Raw genomic sequence first — 15,529 nt, 5'->3', positions numbered from 1 at the left:
CGCCATTTTGTGACTGACCATTGCGAGAGCGCGACGACTGATGCGAATTCTGGCTATTGATACCGCGACAGAGGCCTGTTCCGTTGCCCTGTGGAACGACGGTACGATTTTTGCTCATTTCGAAGAGTGCCCACGGGAACACACCCAACGTATTCTGCCCCTGGTAAAAACCATTTTAACCGAGGGCAACACCGCCCTGACTGACCTCGACGCGCTGGCCTACGGCCGTGGTCCGGGCAGCTTTACGGGCGTACGTATCGGGATTGGCATTGCGCAGGGGCTGGCGCTGGGCGCTGACCTGCCGATGATCGGCGTCTCCACGCTTGCGACCATGGCCCAGGGAGCATGGCGCATGACCGGCGCCACCCGCGTGCTGGCTGCGATTGATGCCCGCATGGGGGAAGTCTACTGGGCGGAGTACACCCGTGACGAAAACGGCGTCTGGCACGGCGAAGAGACGGAAGCGGTGCTTAAACCTGAAGCCGTCACCGGGCGCCTGAAACAGCTCTCCGGTGAGTGGGCGACGGTCGGAACCGGCTGGGCGGCGTGGCCGGAGATGGCGAAGGACACCGGCCTTACGCTGGTGGACGGTAACATGCTCCTGCCCGCCGCCGAAGATATGCTGCCGATTGCCTGTCAGCTGTTTGCCGCAGGAAAAACCGTGGCGGTTGAACACGCTGAACCGGTTTATTTACGAAACACCGTCGCGTGGAAGAAACTTCCTGGCCGCGAGTGAATCTCAGTAACAGGAACTGAGAAAAAGGAGTCGCATCATGGCGGTTCAGACTAAAGTTGTACGCTTTTTTATGGCAGGCGCGGTTGCCATAGCACTGAGCGGGTGCGTCACCGTTCCTGATGCGATCAAGGGCACCAGCCCGACGCCACAGCAGGATCTGGTACGCGTGATGAATGCCCCGGAGCTGTATGTCGGGCAGGAAGCGCGGTTTGGCGGCAAGGTGGTTGAAGTGCTAAACCAGCAGGGGAAAACCCGGCTGGAGATTGCCACCGTTCCACTGGACGACGGTGCGCGGCCTGTTCTGGGTGAAGCCTCGCGCGGGCGGATCTACGCTGACGTCAGCGGCTTCCTCGATCCGGTAGATTTCCGCGGGCAGCTGGTGACCGTCGTCGGGCCGATTACCGGTTCGGTGGCGGGGAAAATCGGCAATACGCCATACAAATTTATGACCATGCAGGTGAACGGCTACAAACGCTGGCGTATCGCCCAGCAGGTGGTGATGCCGCCACAGCCAATCGATCCGTGGATGTGGGGACCGCATCCGTATCGTTACGGCTACGGTGGCTGGGGGTGGTACAATCCAGGCCCTGCACAGGTTCAAACAATAGTAACTGAGTAAGTTACTGTTATTGCTAGGAAAGAGACAGCGGCTCAGCCGCTGTCTCTGTTTTTTTACGGATAAAACGAAAAAAAAGAGTGACGCGCTTCGCAACCTGCAATCTGAACAATTAATAAACTGGTACGCTGAGTTAATATAATGTTAACAAACTGTTTATTATCGGGGCTGTGATGACGACGAACACTCATTTCAGAGGTGATGCATTGAAAAAGGTTTGGCTTAACCGTTATCCCGCGGATGTCCCTGCGGAGATCAATCCTGACCGTTATCAATCCCTGATTGAATTATTTGAACACTCGGTACGGCGCTACGCTGACCAGCCCGCGTTTGTGAATATGGGCGAAGTGATGACCTTCCGTAAGCTGGAAGAACGCAGCCGGGCGTTTGCGGCCTATTTACAGGAAGGGCTGGGCTTGCAGAAAGGGGATCGCGTCGCGCTGATGATGCCAAACCTGCTGCAATACCCGGTGGCGCTGTTCGGCATCCTCAGGGCAGGGATGATCGTGGTTAACGTTAACCCGCTCTATACCCCGCGCGAGCTGGAACATCAGTTGAATGACAGCGGCGCGGCGGCGATTGTGATTGTCTCCAACTTTGCCCACACGCTGGAAAAAGTCGTTGAAAAAACTCAGGTTAAGCACGTCATCCTGACGCGCATGGGTGACCAGCTCTCTACCGCGAAAGGTACGCTGGTCAACTTTGTCGTTAAATACGTTAAGCGGCTGGTGCCGAAATACCACCTGCCGGATGCCATCTCCTTCCGCCGCGCCCTGCATGCGGGCTACCGGATGCAATACGTAAAGCCGGAGATCGTGTCCGAGGATCTGGCCTTCCTGCAATACACGGGCGGCACCACCGGCGTGGCGAAAGGGGCGATGCTGACCCACCGTAACATGCTGGCGAACCTTGAGCAGGTTAACGCCACCTACGGGCCGCTGTTGCACCCGGGCAAGGAGCTGGTGATCACCGCGCTTCCGCTGTATCACATTTTTGCGCTGACCATGAACTGCCTGCTGTTTATCGAGCTTGGCGGTCAAAACGTATTGATCACCAACCCGCGCGATATCCCGGGGCTGGTCAAAGAGCTGGCGAAATACCCGTTCACCGCCATGACCGGCGTGAACACCCTGTTTAACGCGCTGCTTAACAATAAAGAGTTCCAGCAGCTCGATTTCTCCACGCTGCACCTCTCCGCGGGCGGCGGGATGCCGGTTCAGCAGGCGGTTGCCGAGCGCTGGGTGAAACTCACCGGGCAGTATCTGCTGGAAGGCTATGGCCTGACGGAGTGTGCCCCGCTGGTCAGCGTTAACCCGCATGACATCGACTACCACAGCGGCAGTATCGGTCTGCCGGTCCCGTCGACGGAAGCAAAACTGGTGGATGATGAGGATAACGAAGTGCCTCACGGTGAGCCAGGGGAGCTATGCGTCAGAGGGCCGCAGGTGATGCTGGGCTACTGGCAACGTCCGGATGCCACGGATGAGATCATCAAAGACGGCTGGCTGCACACGGGCGACATCGCGGTGATGGATGACGAAGGCTTCCTGCGCATCGTCGATCGCAAGAAAGACATGATCCTGGTGTCAGGGTTTAACGTCTATCCGAACGAAATCGAAGACGTGGTGATGCAGCACAGCGGCGTGCTGGAAGTGGCGGCGGTGGGCGTTCCTTCCGGCAGCAGCGGTGAAGCGGTGAAGATATTTGTGGTCAAGAAAGATCCTTCTCTGACCGAGGATGCGCTGATAACGTTCTGTCGCCGTCAGCTGACGGGCTATAAAGTGCCGAAGCTGGTGGAATTCCGGGATGAGCTGCCGAAATCCAACGTCGGGAAGATATTACGACGAGAATTACGTGACGAAGCCCGTGCCAAAGTGGACAATAAGGCCTGAGCTTCACGTTAATCGCCCAGACGCCGGTTAAGCCGGCGTTTTTTATGGGCGCAAACAAAAGAGAGTCCGATTTGAATTACCAGATGATCACTACCAACGACGAGCTGGCTTCGCTGTGCGAGGTGACGCGTGAATTTCCCGCTATCGCCCTGGATACGGAATTTGTCCGCACCCGAACGTACTATCCGCAGCTGGGTCTGATTCAGATGTATGACGGCAAACACGTGTCATTGATTGACCCCCTCGGCATTACCGACTGGGCGCCAATGCGCGATCTGTTGCTGGATACCGCCGTGACCAAATATCTGCACGCGGGCAGTGAAGATCTGGAAGTCTTTCTCAACACTTTTGGCATCATGCCGCAGCCGCTGATTGATACCCAGATCCTCGCGGCGTTCAGCGGTCGTCCGCTCTCCTGGGGCTTCGCCGCGATGGTGGAAGAGTACACCGGTCTGACGCTGGATAAGAGCGAATCGCGTACCGACTGGCTCGCGCGTCCCCTAACGGCGCGTCAGCTTGAATACGCCGCGGCAGACGTCTTTTACCTTCTTCCAATTGCCGGCCAGCTTATGAAAGAGGCTGAGGCGTCCGGCTGGCTGTCTGCCGCACTGGACGAGTGCCGCATGACGCAGCAGCGTCGTCAGGAAGTGGTTGATCCGAAAGAGGCCTGGCGTGACATCACCAACGCCTGGCAGCTGCGCACCCGCCAGCTGGCCTGTCTGCAACTGCTGGCTGACTGGCGTCTGCGTAAAGCACGTGAGCGCGATCTGGCGGTTAACTTCGTGGTGCGTGAAGAACACCTGTGGGCGGTGGCGCGCTATATGCCGGGTAGCCTTGGCGAACTGGACAGCATTGGCCTTTCCGGGAGTGAGATCCGTTTCCACGGTAAAACGCTGCTCGCGCTGGTAGAGAAAGCTCAGCAGCTGCCGGAGGACGCACTGCCAGAACCACTGCTTAACCTGATGGATATGCCGGGCTACCGCAAGGCGTTCAAAGATATCAAAGCGCTGGTGCAGACGGTGGCGGGGGAAAGCAAACTGAGTGCCGAACTGCTGGCTTCACGTCGTCAGATTAACCAGCTGCTGAACTGGCACTGGAAGTTGAAACCGCAAAATGGTTTACCGGAGCTGGTCGCCGGATGGCGGGGGGAACTGATGGCCGAACGCCTGAATACCCTGCTGGAAGGGTATCCGCGCTAAAGAATTGTAGCCCCGGTAAGCGCAGCGCCACCGGGGAAATTGCCGGGGGGCGCGATGCTTGCCCGGCCTACAAAACCACAACCGGATTAACGCGACTCTTCCGCTTCCGGAAGCGTGACGTTCAGCTCCAGAATCGAAATATCCCCGTCTTTTTGCTCCAGCTGAACGGTGACCATTTCCGGGTCAATCTGCACGTATTTGCAGATCACTTCCAGAATGTCTTTGCGCAGCTGCGGCAGGTAGTGCGGTTCGGCGTCGCTACGACGACGTTCCGCCACAATGATTTGCAGACGTTCTTTTGCGATGTTGGCGGTGCTTTTTTTCCGCGAGAGAAAAAAGTCCAGTAATGCCATAACTTATCCTCCGAACAGGCGTTTGAGGAAACCTTTCTTCTCTTCTTCAATGAAGCGGAAAGGACGTTCTTCTCCCAGCAGACGGTCAACGGTATCCGCATACGCTTTACCCGCGTCTGCCTGTGTATCCAGGATCACGGGCTCGCCCTGGTTAGAGGCGCGCAACACGGACTGATCTTCCGGGATCACGCCAACCAGTTTGATGCGCAGGATCTCCAGCACGTCTTCCATGCTCAGCATGTCACCTTTGTTCACCCGGCCCGGGTTGTAGCGGGTCAGCAGCAGGTGCTCTTTGATTGGCTCCTGGCCATTTTCCGCGCGACGGGATTTCGATGCCAGAATGCCGAGAATACGGTCGGAATCACGTACTGACGAGACCTCCGGGTTGGTGGTGATGATGGCTTCATCCGCGAAGTAGAGCGCCATCAGCGCGCCGGTTTCGATACCGGCCGGGGAGTCGCATACCACAAAGTCGAACTCCATCTTTTTCAGATCGTCGAGCACCTTTTCCACGCCTTCGCGGGTCAGGGCGTCTTTATCACGGGTCTGGGACGCCGGAAGAATGTAGAGGTTCTCGGTACGCTTATCTTTAATCAGCGCCTGGTTAAGGGTGGCATCGCCCTGAATGACGTTCACGAAGTCATACACCACGCGACGCTCGCAACCCATGATCAGGTCCAGGTTACGCAGACCGATATCGAAGTCGATTACGACGGTTTTCTTTCCCTTCTGGGCCAAACCAGTAGCGATGGCCGCGCTGGAGGTGGTCTTGCCAACGCCTCCTTTACCCGAAGTCACAACAATAATGCGTGCCATAGAAATTCCTTGTTAAAAGGGATCAATTTAACGGTTGAACGGTCAAAGCGTTATCTGCCAGTTGCAGACGGGCCGCTTTGCCATAAAATTCGGCTGGGATTTTATCGCTCAGCCAATATTCACCTGCGATAGACACCAGTTCTGCCGTCAGGTGAGTACAAAAAATTTGTGCTTCTCGATCGCCGCTGGCGCCCGCAAGCGCACGTCCACGCATCATACCGTAAACGTGAATATTGCCATCTGCAATCAGTTCAGCGCCCGCACTGACGTGGCTTGTAACAATCAGATCACAGTTTGGCGCATAAACGCGCTGACCGGAACGAACCGGCAGATCAATCAATCGCGTTTTTGTGACTGGGGCTACATTTTGCGCCGGAGGCGGGGGAGCGGGAACGGTTGCAGGCGTTGCACGTGGGGCTTTTTCTTTGCCCTCGTTTAACAAGGGCAAACCCGCGCGTTCAATTTCGGCTTTTAACTCTGCGTCTTTGCAGCCGCTAATGCCCACGATGCGCAACCCCGTGGAGGCGACGGCCTGCTGGAGCCGCTTCCAGTTAATCGGCCCCTCAAGGTCGCTTACATTGACGACGACAGGAGCATGCTTAAGAAAAGCGGGAGCCTGCGCGATTTTGTCTTCTAACGCCTGACGAATAACCTCGGGTTTTGCATCATGCAAATGAACCACTGATAAGGTGAAGCTACTGCCTTTAAGCTCGATGGGCGTATTTGACATCCTGGCCTTACTCAATTTGCTATTAACCGCAACACATCGCCGCGATATTCCGAAGAGTATCAGGCATGTTATAGTCAGGAGTATATTGAGGCAAGCAACCACCCGTTAATTCAGAGTAAAAACATGTTTTGTGTGATCTACAGAAGTACCAGCCGCGACCAGACCTACCTTTATGTCGAAAAGAAAGACGATTTTTCCCGCGTGCCTGAAGAATTAATGAAAAGCTTTGGCCGACCGCAGCTGGCGATGCTGCTGCCGCTGGACGGCCGTAAGAAGCTGGTGAACGCCGATCTGGAGAAAGTCAAAAAGGCGTTAACCGAGCAGGGCTATTATTTACAGCTTCCGCCGCCACCGGAGAATTTATTAAAACAGCATCTTGAGGTGAGCGGAAAGAAATAAGCCCGGGTCCTTCCGGGAACAACTCATCAACCGATTAGGGGTCGACCATGTATCAACATCATAACTGGCAAGGTGCATTACTGGATTATCCCGTCAGCAAAGTGGTCTGCGTGGGCAGCAACTATGCAAAACATATTCAGGAGATGGGCAGCGCCGTGCCGGAAGAGCCGGTTCTGTTTATTAAGCCAGAAACCGCACTGTGCGATATTCGCCAGCCGCTGGTTCTGCCGCAGGGACTGGGCTCGGTGCATCATGAAGTGGAGCTGGCGGTGCTGATCGGCGCGACGCTGCGCCAGGCGACCGAAGAGCATGTAGAGAAAGCGATTGCGGGTTACGGTGTCGCGCTTGACCTGACGCTGCGTGATGTTCAGGGCAAAATGAAGAAAGCGGGGCAGCCGTGGGAAAAAGCGAAGGGTTTTGATAATTCATGCCCGATTTCCGGTTTCATTCCGGTGAGTGAATTTACCGACGATCCGCAGAACACGCCGCTCAGCCTGAAGGTCAACGGCGAGATCCGCCAGCAGGGAACGACCGCTGACATGATCCATAAGATCGTTCCGCTGATTGCCTACATGAGCCGCTTCTTCACCCTGAAACCTGGCGACGTGATCCTCACCGGCACTCCGGAAGGTGTGGGGCCGCTGCTTAGCGGCGACGAACTGGATGTCAGTTTTAACGGCCTGTCGCTGAAAACCCGCGTGCTGTAAAAGCACCTTGCCGCCTGAAAAGGGCGGCAAAACTTGCATCAACGTGCCAGACTCGTTATAAGGTGCGCTCTATTTTGACGTGTGGACATCCCGATGAACGACATTCCTTTCTGGCAAAGCAAAACTCTCGACGACATGACCGACGCGGAGTGGGAATCGTTGTGTGACGGCTGCGGGCAGTGCTGCCTGCATAAGCTGATGGATGAAGATTCGGACGAGATCTATTTCACCAACGTAGCCTGCAAGCAGTTAAACATCAAAACCTGTCAGTGCCGCAACTATGAGCGCCGTTTCGAATATGAGCCGGACTGCATCAAGTTAACCCGTGAAAATCTACCGACCTTTGAGTGGCTGCCGCATACCTGCGCGTATCGCCTGCTGGCGGAAGGGAAAGATCTTCCCACATGGCATCCGCTGTTGACGGGGTCGAAAGCGGCGATGCACGGCGAACGTATTTCCGTGCGCCACATTGCGGTGAAAGAGTCCGAGGTGCGGGACTGGGAAGACCACATTATGAATCACCCTAATCGGTGATAATAAAAAACCCGCCGAGGCGGGTTTTTTATTGTTCACAATTGTGTCGAGTGGCGCTGCGCTTACCCGACCTGCAAAACTGACGTTGCCGTTCTGCTTTTACCTTCCAAAAAGATCGCGTTTCTTTGGTTTGAACGGCTGGGCAATCAGCACCAGCAGCGCCACCACAAAGTAGGCGACAAAAATGCCCACCAGCCACTGCGGCATCTCCAGCGTCAGGAATTCCCACTGGCGTACAGAGCAGTCACCGGAGGCCACAAACACCTGCGGCAGCCATTTATCCAGCGGCAGCCAGCTCGGGAAGCGGGCGGCAAAATCGCAGGTCATAAACGGCGACGGGTGAAGCTGCATTTGGGTGTGCTCCCAGGCAAGCGCAATGCCTTTCCCGGCGCTGTACAGCCAGATGGCAATTGCCGCATAGCGTAACGGTGATTTGGGTGCAATCGCACCTACCAGACCCGCGCCCATAATGCCGAACAGCGCACAACGCTCATAAATACACAGTACGCAAGGTTTCAGCCCCATCACATGCTGAAACCACAGCGCGACCATTTCCAGCGCAAAGGCGGTCAGAGCCATCAACAACCACGCTCCGCGACCGCATGAGCACTGGTTCAAAAATCGCAACATAATCATTTCCCTGGAACATGCTTAGACAGCGCAGTGTAAACGAATTTTAATGCGCCGCAAGTATACCTGCTTGCAATAACCATTGCGTACAGGGAACGAGAGTAATTTTGATGCACAGTAAACCAACCAGGGTAAGCACCAGCGTATACGGCAGCGCCATCCAGACCATTCTTCCATAAGAAAGTCGTATGAGTGGCGCCAGTGCCGAGGTCAGAAGGAAGAGGAATGCCGCCTGACCGTTCGGGGTTGCCACGGAGGGGAGGTTGGTTCCGGTGTTGATCGCCACCGCCAGCAGCTCGAACTGTTCACTGCTGACAATCCCTTGCTCCATCGCGGCTTTGGCCTCATTGATGTATACCGTCCCGACAAAGACGTTATCGGATATAGAGGACAACAGACCGTTAAACAAATAGAACAGCGTTAGCTGCGAATCTGGCGTAGCCTGAAGCACAAACGCGATGATCGGCGCGAACAGATGTTGGTCAATAATCACCGCCACGACGGCAAAAAACACCGCCAGCAGGGCGGTAAACGGCAGCGCTTCGGTAAAGGCTTTTCCAATAGCATGTTCGTCCGTAACGCCGCCCAGGCTGGTTGCAAGGATAATTACCGACAGGCCAATCAGCCCCACCTCGGCAAGGTGGAAGGCCAGCGCAGCGATAAGCCACACGCCGATGAAGCCCTGTGCAATCAGGCGCAGCGTCTCCTGGCGCGTGCGTTGTTTGCGGCTCTGCTCGTCAAACTTATGCAGCTCCTGGCGGACCTGATCGGGCAACGTCGCGCCATACCCAAAGAGGTTGAATTTTTCGACCAGCACACAGGTGGCTAACCCGCAGACCAGCACGGGTACGCTGACCGGCGCCATGCGCAGGAAAAATTCGCCAAAATGCCACTCAGCTGCTTTGGCGATAATCAGGTTTTGCGGCTCCCCGACCATGGTCATCACGCCGCCCAGCGCCGTCCCCACGCCCGCATGCATCATCAGGCTGCGCAGAAATGCGCGGAACTGTTCCAGCACATCGCGGTTGTGCGCCTCAACGTGGCTGTCGTCCTGCAAGTTATCGCCAGGACGAGACGAGGCTACCCGGTGGTAAATCCCGTAAAAGCCGACGGCGACGCTGATCACTACCGCCACGACCGTCAGCGCATCCAGGAAGGCAGAGAGGAAGGCTGCGGCGAGGCAAAAAGCCAGCGAGAGCAGCGTTTTCGACGGAATGCTCAGCAGCAAACGGGTGAAGATAAACAGCAGAAGCTGCTTCATAAAGTAGATCCCCGCCACCATGAAGATCAGCAGCAGCAGGACTTCAAGATTCGACGCTATTTCGTTTTTAACATGCTCCGCGCTGGTCATTCCAATGACCACGGCTTCCAGCGCCAGCAGCCCGCCGGGCAACAGCGGATAGCACTTCAGCGCCATCGCCAGGGTAAAGATAAACTCGGCGACCAACATCCACCCGGCAACGAAGGGATCCAGCAAAAAGATAACGGGATTAACGACCAGGAATACCAGTAAAGTGAGTTTGTACCAGTCAGGTGACTGACCTAAAAAGTTGCGCCACAGCGCGCGCCCAAATGAAATTTCCACGACAGACGTCCTTTCCCCGTAAAATAAGACAAGACATCAGTATACGCAAAAATGGCGGCAGAGCGGGGGATTAAGCCATTTGTAAATTTCATAAAAATGAAACGGCGATCCCTCTTTTCTGTCTCTGCTGCGCTATCTGCCTCTGCACGCCTCTGGTATGATGAGTGTAATTTGCTAAAGCTGTGTAATGGAAATCTCACTATGGTCATTAAGGCGCAGAGCCCGGCGGGTTTCGCGGAAGAGTACATCATTGAAAGCATCTGGAATAATCGTTTCCCTGCGGGATCAATTCTACCTGCTGAACGCGAACTCTCTGAACTGATTGGCGTCACCCGTACCACGCTGCGAGAAGTGCTCCAGCGTCTGGCGCGCGATGGCTGGTTGACGATACAGCATGGCAAACCCACTAAAGTGAATAACTTCTGGGAAACGTCCGGGCTGAACATTCTGGAAACGCTGGCGCGTCTCGATCACGAAAGCGTACCGCAGCTGATTGATAATCTGCTTTCCGTGCGCACCAACATCGCCACCATTTTCATCCGCACCGCGTTTCGCCAGCACCCTGAAGATGCGCTGAAGGTACTTGCTACCGCCAATGAGGTGGAAGACCACGCGGATGCCTTTGCGACCCTGGATTACAACGTGTTCCGTGGTCTGGCGTTTGCTTCCGGCAATCCGGTTTACGGTCTGATCCTGAATGGAATGAAAGGGTTATATACGCGCATTGGTCGTCACTACTTTGCTAACCCTGAAGCCCGCAGTCTGGCGCTCGGCTTCTATCATAAACTGAGCAAACTCTGCACCGAAGGGCTGCACGATCAGGTCTATGAAACCGTGCGTCGTTACGGCCACGACTCCGGTGAAATCTGGCACCGGATGCAGAAAACGCTGCCGGGTGATTTAGCGATTCAGGGCCGGTAAAAGAAAAAACCTCTCGATTGAGAGGTTTTTTTCGCCGGGTGGCGGCTTCGCCTGACCGGGCCTACATGTCCCGTAGGCCCGGTAAGCGTAGCGCAACCGGGCAAAAAATCCCACTACAGCGTATTCAACCGCGCCGGACACCGCTCCAGCAGCTCCACGCTGCCATCTTCGTTCTGCTGCTCCAGCAAGACGTCAAATCCCCACAGGCGATGCACATGCTTCAGCACTTCCTTACGCCCCTTATCCAGCGGCGCGCGGTTGTGCGGAATATAGCGCAACGTCAGAGAGCGATCGCCGCGCAGATCCACGTTCCACACCTGAATGTTCGGCTCAAGATTACTCAGATTGTACTGGGACGACAGGCGCGAGCGGATCTCGCGATAGCCCTCTTCGTTGTGGATCGCGGAGATCTCCAGGAAGTTGTTGCGGTCATCATCCAGTACGGTGAAGAAGCGGAAATCACGCATGATCTTCGGCGACATGAACTGGCTGATAAAGCTCTCATCCTTAAAATCACGCATCGCGAAGTGCAGCGTTTCCAGCCAGTCGGAACCGGCAATATCCGGGAACCAGTATTTGTCCTCTTCGGTGGGCGACTGACAAATACGCTTGATATCCTGGAACATGGCAAAGCCGAGCGCGTACGGGTTAATACCGCTGTACCACGGGCTGTTATATGCCGGCTGGAACACCACGTTGGTGTGGCTGTGCAGGAACTCCATCATAAACCGTTCAGAGACTTTTCCCTCGTCATACAGGTGGTTCAGAATGGTGTAGTGCCAGAAGGTCGCCCAGCCTTCGTTCATGACCTGGGTCTGCTTCTGCGGATAGAAATACTGGCTCACCTTGCGCACGATGCGCAGGATCTCACGCTGCCAGGGCTCCAGCAGTGGGGCGTTTTTCTCCATAAAGTAGAGCAGGTTTTCCTGCGGCTCGGAAGGGTAGCGACGCGCCTCGGCGACGGTTTTCTCCTCTTCACGTTTTGGCAGGGTGCGCCACAGCATATTCACCTGGCTTTGCAGATACTCCTCGCGGCTCTTCTGCCGGGCTTTCTCCTCCTGCAAGGAGATCTTCTGCGGACGCTTATAGCGGTCAACGCCGTAGTTCATCAGCGCGTGGCAGGAGTCCAGCAGTTTCTCAACCTCGTCCACGCCGTAGCGCTCTTCGCAGTCGGTAATGTAGTTACGGGCGAAGATGAGGTAATCAACGATTGAGCTGGCGTCCGTCCAGCTGCGGAACAGATAGTTATTTTTGAAGAACGAGTTATGTCCATAGCAGGCGTGCGCCATCACCAGCGCCTGCATGGTAATGGTGTTCTCCTCCATCAGATAGGCAATACATGGGTTAGAGTTAATGACGATTTCATACGCCAATCCCTGCTGCCCGTGCTTATACAGCCGCTCTGTCTCAATGAATTTTTTACCAAACGACCAGTGCGGATAGTTAATCGGCATCCCGACGCTGGAGTAAGCGTCCATCATCTGTTCCGAGGTGATGACTTCAATCTGATGGGGGTAGGTATCCAGACGATAGAGTTTGGCCACCCGGTCGATCTCCGCCAGGTAGACATCCAGCAACTCGAAGGTCCAGTCGGGTCCATCGCTCAGACGGGTGCTGTCCCTGGACATGGAATCTAGTGTAGCCATTAGCGCGCCCTCGTTGTTGGTCGCTCTCTCTGACTGGAGAGCCTCCTTTCAAGCATAGATCACCCCATTCAAATACGCGGGGCGCAGAAATTTTTTCTTTGCGATTTCACGTTTTCGATACGGCAAAAAAAGCGGTGCTCACAGAATTTTCTACTGGTTAAAAATAACGCGCAGCAGGAGATCCCAAATAAGCGCTATCCCCTGATACAGCGGGATATGTGAGTTGAGTCACCATAAAAAAGTCATATGTTGAATAATATTTTCAACTAGGTTATCAATCTGTAATTAGATGATTGTTCTTTTGCTCATAATGGAGTGGCTATGCGTGTTGTCATACTGGGAAGTGGTGTCGTTGGCGTAACCAGCGCCTGGTATTTAAGTCAGGCGGGACATGAGGTTACCGTTATCGATCGCGAATCCGGTCCGGCGCTGGAAACCAGTGCGGCGAATGCGGGGCAAATCTCCCCGGGCTACGCTGCGCCGTGGGCGGCCCCGGGCGTTCCGCTGAAGGCGATCAAATGGATGTTTCAGCGACATGCGCCGCTGGCGATCAGCCTCGACGGCACGCAGTTCCAGCTTAAGTGGATGTGGCAGATGCTGCGCAACTGCGACACCCGCCACTATATGGAAAACAAAGGGCGCATGGTGCGTCTGGCGGAATACAGCCGCGACTGCCTGAAGGCGCTGCGTGCCTCAACGGGCATTGAATATGAAGGACGCCAGGGCGGCACGCTTCAGCTGTTCCGTACCGCGCAACAGTACGAAAACGCGACCCGCGATATCGCCGTGCTTGAAGATGCGGGCGTACCGTATCAGCTGCTGGAAGCCAGCCAGCTGGCGCAGGTGGAGCCAGCGCTTGCCGAGGTCGCGCACAAGCTGACGGGCGGTCTGCGTTTACCGAACGATGAAACCGGCGACTGCCAGCTTTTCACCCAGCGTCTGGCGCGCATGTGTGAGCAGGCCGGGGTGAAATTCCGCTTCAATACTTCTGTCGACAAACTGCTGTCGGAAGGGGAGAAGATTTACGGCGTGAAGTGTGGGGAAGAGGTAATCAAAGCCGATGCCTACGTGATGGCGTTTGGCTCCTACTCAACCGCGATGCTGAAAGGGATCCTGGATATCCCGGTCTATCCGCTGAAAGGCTACTCCCTGACCATTCCTGTGAAAGAGGACAGCGGTGCGCCGGTCTCGACCATTCTTGATGAAACCTACAAAATCGCCATCACCCGCTTCGATAACCGGATCCGCGTCGGCGGCATGGCGGAAATCGTGGGCTTTAATACTGAGCTGCTTAAACCGCGTCGTGAAACGCTGGAGATGGTCGTGGGCGATCTCTTCCCGCGCGGCGGCTTCATTGAGCAGGCGACGTTCTGGACCGGCCTGCGCCCAATGACCCCGGACGGCACGCCGATTGTGGGCCGTACGCCATACAAAAATCTGTGGACCAACACCGGCCACGGTACGCTTGGCTGGACCATGGCCTGCGGTTCGGGCCAGCTGCTGAGCGACCTGATCTCCGGGCGGACGCCGGCAATTCCGTTTGACGATTTGAGCGCCGCACGCTATCAATCAGGGTTTACCCCATCGCGTCCACAACACCTGCACGGCGCGCATAATTAAGGAGTCGCAATGTCCCGTCCTATTCTGGCCCAGCTGGATTTGCAGGCGCTGAAGGATAACCTGCAAATTGTTCGCCGTGCTGCGCCGGGTTCTCGTGTCTGGTCGGTGGTGAAAGCCAACGCCTACGGTCATGGTATCGACCGTATCTGGAGTGCGCTCGGCGCCACCGATGGTTTTGCCCTGCTGAATCTGGAAGAGGCCATCCTGCTGCGCGAGCGCGGCTGGAAAGGACCGATCCTGCTGCTGGAAGGATTCTTCCATGCGCAGGATCTGCCTCTGCTGGATAAGTACCGCCTGACGACCAGCGTTCACAGTAACTGGCAGATCAAGGCGATTCAGGACGCGAAGCTGCATGCCCCGCTGGATATCTATCTCAAAGTGAACAGCGGGATGAACCGTCTGGGCTTTCAGCCTGAACGGGTGCACACGGTCTGGCAGCAGCTTCGTGCGCTGAAAAACGTCGGTGAGATGACGCTGATGGCGCATTTCGCCGATGCGGAAAAGCCGGACGGAATTGCCGATGCCATAGTCCGCATTGAGCAGGCGGCAGAAGGGCTGGACTGTCCGCGCTCGCTGTCGAACTCAGCGGCAACGCTCTGGCATCCTGAAGCGCACTACAACTGGGTGCGTCCGGGGATCGTTCTGTACGGCGCGTCACCCTCAGGTCAGTGGCAGGATATCGCCAACAGCGGCCTGAAGCCGGTGATGACGTTACGAAGCGAGATTATCGGCGTGCAGACGTTAAAAGCGGGCGATACGGTGGGCTATGGCAGCCGTTATCGGGCAGCGGGCGAACAGCGTATCGGTATCGTGGCGGGGGGCTATGCAGATGGTTATCCGCGCATCGCCCCGAGCGGCACGCCGGTGTGGGTCGATGGCGTGCGCACCGGCACGGTAGGCACCGTCTCAATGGACATGCTGGCCATTGATTTAACGCCGTGTCCCCAGGCGGGGATCGGGTCACCGGTTGAGCTGTGGGGCAACGAAGTTAAAATTGATGATGTGGCCGCTGCGGCGGGCACCGTTGGGTATGAGCTGATGTGCGCGCTGGCACCCAGAGTGCCTGTTGTGACGGTGTAACTTGTGTATGTGCCGGGTGGCGGCTTCGCCTTACCCGGCCTACAAAAGCCCGAAAGTAGGTCGGG

Annotated in this window: 16 protein-coding genes; 10 read left to right on the top strand and 6 right to left on the bottom strand. The window is 55.9% G+C overall.

What is annotated here, in order from left to right; all coding sequences use genetic code 11:
* The first annotated feature begins 40 nt into the window (after positions 1-40).
* The 4 genes from tsaB to rnd all read left to right on the top strand — a co-directional run bounded on the left by tsaB (position 41) and on the right by rnd (position 4,443).
* The gene (gene tsaB, locus BFV63_RS13035) at positions 41-736 is read left to right on the top strand and encodes a tRNA (adenosine(37)-N6)-threonylcarbamoyltransferase complex dimerization subunit type 1 TsaB (RefSeq protein ID WP_032658967.1); all 696 of its coding nucleotides are present in this window, start codon (positions 41-43) and stop codon (positions 734-736) included.
* Positions 737-773: 37 nt separating this feature from the next.
* A complete protein-coding gene (locus BFV63_RS13030; RefSeq protein ID WP_003859931.1) occupies positions 774-1,355 on the top strand; it encodes a Slp family lipoprotein in 582 nt (193 codons plus the stop codon).
* A 203-nt stretch (positions 1,356-1,558) separates the two neighbouring features.
* Positions 1,559-3,244, top strand: a complete 1,686-nt coding sequence (fadD, locus tag BFV63_RS13025; RefSeq protein WP_003859933.1) for a long-chain-fatty-acid--CoA ligase FadD — start codon at positions 1,559-1,561, stop codon at positions 3,242-3,244.
* 83 nt (positions 3,245-3,327) lie between these two features.
* Entirely contained in the window at positions 3,328-4,443 is a 1,116-nt protein-coding gene (gene rnd, locus BFV63_RS13020; protein ID WP_122975202.1) for a ribonuclease D, read from the top strand.
* An 86-nt stretch (positions 4,444-4,529) separates the two neighbouring features.
* Here rnd and minE read toward each other — a convergent pair whose 3' ends face one another.
* From minE to minC, 3 genes are read right to left on the bottom strand one after another with little or no spacing between them, the layout of a single operon-like run.
* Positions 4,530-4,796, bottom strand: a complete 267-nt coding sequence (minE, locus tag BFV63_RS13015; RefSeq protein WP_003859937.1) for a cell division topological specificity factor MinE — start codon at positions 4,794-4,796, stop codon at positions 4,530-4,532.
* Between the two features lie 3 nt (positions 4,797-4,799).
* The gene (minD, locus tag BFV63_RS13010) at positions 4,800-5,612 is read right to left on the bottom strand and encodes a septum site-determining protein MinD (RefSeq protein WP_003859938.1); all 813 of its coding nucleotides are present in this window, start codon (positions 5,610-5,612) and stop codon (positions 4,800-4,802) included.
* A 22-nt stretch (positions 5,613-5,634) separates the two neighbouring features.
* Positions 5,635-6,342 carry a septum site-determining protein MinC gene (minC, locus tag BFV63_RS13005; protein WP_048240602.1) on the bottom strand — a complete coding sequence of 236 codons (708 nt, stop codon included), beginning with the start codon at positions 6,340-6,342 and terminating at the stop codon, positions 5,635-5,637.
* Positions 6,343-6,465: 123 nt separating this feature from the next.
* On the opposite strand from minC, the gene BFV63_RS13000 reads away from it, so the two are divergent.
* The 3 genes from BFV63_RS13000 to BFV63_RS12990 all read left to right on the top strand — a co-directional run bounded on the left by BFV63_RS13000 (position 6,466) and on the right by BFV63_RS12990 (position 7,982).
* Positions 6,466-6,741 carry a YcgL domain-containing protein gene (locus BFV63_RS13000; RefSeq protein ID WP_006810982.1) on the top strand — a complete coding sequence of 92 codons (276 nt, stop codon included), beginning with the start codon at positions 6,466-6,468 and terminating at the stop codon, positions 6,739-6,741.
* Positions 6,742-6,788: 47 nt separating this feature from the next.
* A complete protein-coding gene (locus BFV63_RS12995) occupies positions 6,789-7,448 on the top strand; it encodes a fumarylacetoacetate hydrolase family protein (protein WP_003859945.1) in 660 nt (219 codons plus the stop codon).
* 93 nt (positions 7,449-7,541) lie between these two features.
* Entirely contained in the window at positions 7,542-7,982 is a 441-nt protein-coding gene (locus tag BFV63_RS12990) for a cysteine cluster protein YcgN (protein ID WP_015570314.1), read from the top strand.
* Between the two features lie 99 nt (positions 7,983-8,081).
* Here the strand turns inward: BFV63_RS12990 and dsbB are convergent, their stop codons facing one another.
* Complete coding sequence (dsbB, locus tag BFV63_RS12985) at positions 8,082-8,612, bottom strand: disulfide bond formation protein DsbB (RefSeq protein ID WP_048240604.1); 531 nt, start codon at positions 8,610-8,612, stop codon at positions 8,082-8,084.
* Positions 8,613-8,658: 46 nt separating this feature from the next.
* Positions 8,659-10,197, bottom strand: coding sequence for a Na(+)/H(+) antiporter NhaB (gene nhaB / locus BFV63_RS12980; protein ID WP_023314322.1), 1,539 nt, complete (start codon positions 10,195-10,197; stop codon positions 8,659-8,661).
* Between the two features lie 201 nt (positions 10,198-10,398).
* Between nhaB and fadR the strand changes: the two genes are divergently transcribed.
* Positions 10,399-11,118: a fatty acid metabolism transcriptional regulator FadR gene (fadR, locus tag BFV63_RS12975; protein WP_003859951.1), complete on the top strand. Its 720-nt coding sequence runs from the start codon at positions 10,399-10,401 to the stop codon at positions 11,116-11,118.
* 113 nt (positions 11,119-11,231) lie between these two features.
* Here the strand turns inward: fadR and BFV63_RS12970 are convergent, their stop codons facing one another.
* Positions 11,232-12,764: a SpoVR family protein gene (locus BFV63_RS12970; RefSeq protein ID WP_022651425.1), complete on the bottom strand. Its 1,533-nt coding sequence runs from the start codon at positions 12,762-12,764 to the stop codon at positions 11,232-11,234.
* 321 nt (positions 12,765-13,085) lie between these two features.
* Here BFV63_RS12970 and BFV63_RS12960 point away from each other — a divergent pair, with 321 nt between their 5' ends.
* Together BFV63_RS12960 and dadX are read left to right on the top strand one after the other, a co-directional pair.
* Positions 13,086-14,384, top strand: a complete 1,299-nt coding sequence (locus tag BFV63_RS12960) for a D-amino acid dehydrogenase (protein ID WP_015570317.1) — start codon at positions 13,086-13,088, stop codon at positions 14,382-14,384.
* A gap of 9 nt (positions 14,385-14,393) precedes the next feature.
* Positions 14,394-15,464, top strand: coding sequence for a catabolic alanine racemase DadX (dadX, locus tag BFV63_RS12955; RefSeq protein WP_032658963.1), 1,071 nt, complete (start codon positions 14,394-14,396; stop codon positions 15,462-15,464).
* Positions 15,465-15,529 lie beyond the last annotated feature (65 nt).

Source organism: Enterobacter hormaechei subsp. xiangfangensis (assembly GCF_001729785.1).
Taxonomy (GTDB): Bacteria; Pseudomonadota; Gammaproteobacteria; order Enterobacterales; family Enterobacteriaceae; genus Enterobacter; species Enterobacter hormaechei_C.
The sequence above is the reverse complement of the archived record's forward strand: the minus strand, read 5'-3'. Positions and strand labels throughout refer to the sequence as shown.

What these genes read in the sequence shown, in the direction of transcription:
- rnd (WP_122975202.1), top strand. Translation starts at nt 3,328, where the DNA reads ATGATCACTACCAACGACGAGCTGGCTTCGCTGTGCGAGGTGACGCGT.
- BFV63_RS12995 (WP_003859945.1), top strand. Translation starts at nt 6,789, where the DNA reads ATGTATCAACATCATAACTGGCAAGGTGCATTACTGGATTATCCCGTC.
- dadX (WP_032658963.1), top strand. Translation starts at nt 14,394, where the DNA reads ATGTCCCGTCCTATTCTGGCCCAGCTGGATTTGCAGGCGCTGAAGGAT.
- minD (WP_003859938.1), bottom strand. Translation starts at nt 5,612, where the DNA reads ATGGCACGCATTATTGTTGTGACTTCGGGTAAAGGAGGCGTTGGCAAG.
- BFV63_RS12990 (WP_015570314.1), top strand. Translation starts at nt 7,542, where the DNA reads ATGAACGACATTCCTTTCTGGCAAAGCAAAACTCTCGACGACATGACC.
- tsaB (WP_032658967.1), top strand. Translation starts at nt 41, where the DNA reads ATGCGAATTCTGGCTATTGATACCGCGACAGAGGCCTGTTCCGTTGCC.
- dsbB (WP_048240604.1), bottom strand. Translation starts at nt 8,612, where the DNA reads ATGTTGCGATTTTTGAACCAGTGCTCATGCGGTCGCGGAGCGTGGTTG.
- fadR (WP_003859951.1), top strand. Translation starts at nt 10,399, where the DNA reads ATGGTCATTAAGGCGCAGAGCCCGGCGGGTTTCGCGGAAGAGTACATC.
- BFV63_RS12960 (WP_015570317.1), top strand. Translation starts at nt 13,086, where the DNA reads ATGCGTGTTGTCATACTGGGAAGTGGTGTCGTTGGCGTAACCAGCGCC.
- minC (WP_048240602.1), bottom strand. Translation starts at nt 6,342, where the DNA reads ATGTCAAATACGCCCATCGAGCTTAAAGGCAGTAGCTTCACCTTATCA.
- BFV63_RS13030 (WP_003859931.1), top strand. Translation starts at nt 774, where the DNA reads ATGGCGGTTCAGACTAAAGTTGTACGCTTTTTTATGGCAGGCGCGGTT.
- BFV63_RS12970 (WP_022651425.1), bottom strand. Translation starts at nt 12,764, where the DNA reads ATGGCTACACTAGATTCCATGTCCAGGGACAGCACCCGTCTGAGCGAT.
- minE (WP_003859937.1), bottom strand. Translation starts at nt 4,796, where the DNA reads ATGGCATTACTGGACTTTTTTCTCTCGCGGAAAAAAAGCACCGCCAAC.
- BFV63_RS13000 (WP_006810982.1), top strand. Translation starts at nt 6,466, where the DNA reads ATGTTTTGTGTGATCTACAGAAGTACCAGCCGCGACCAGACCTACCTT.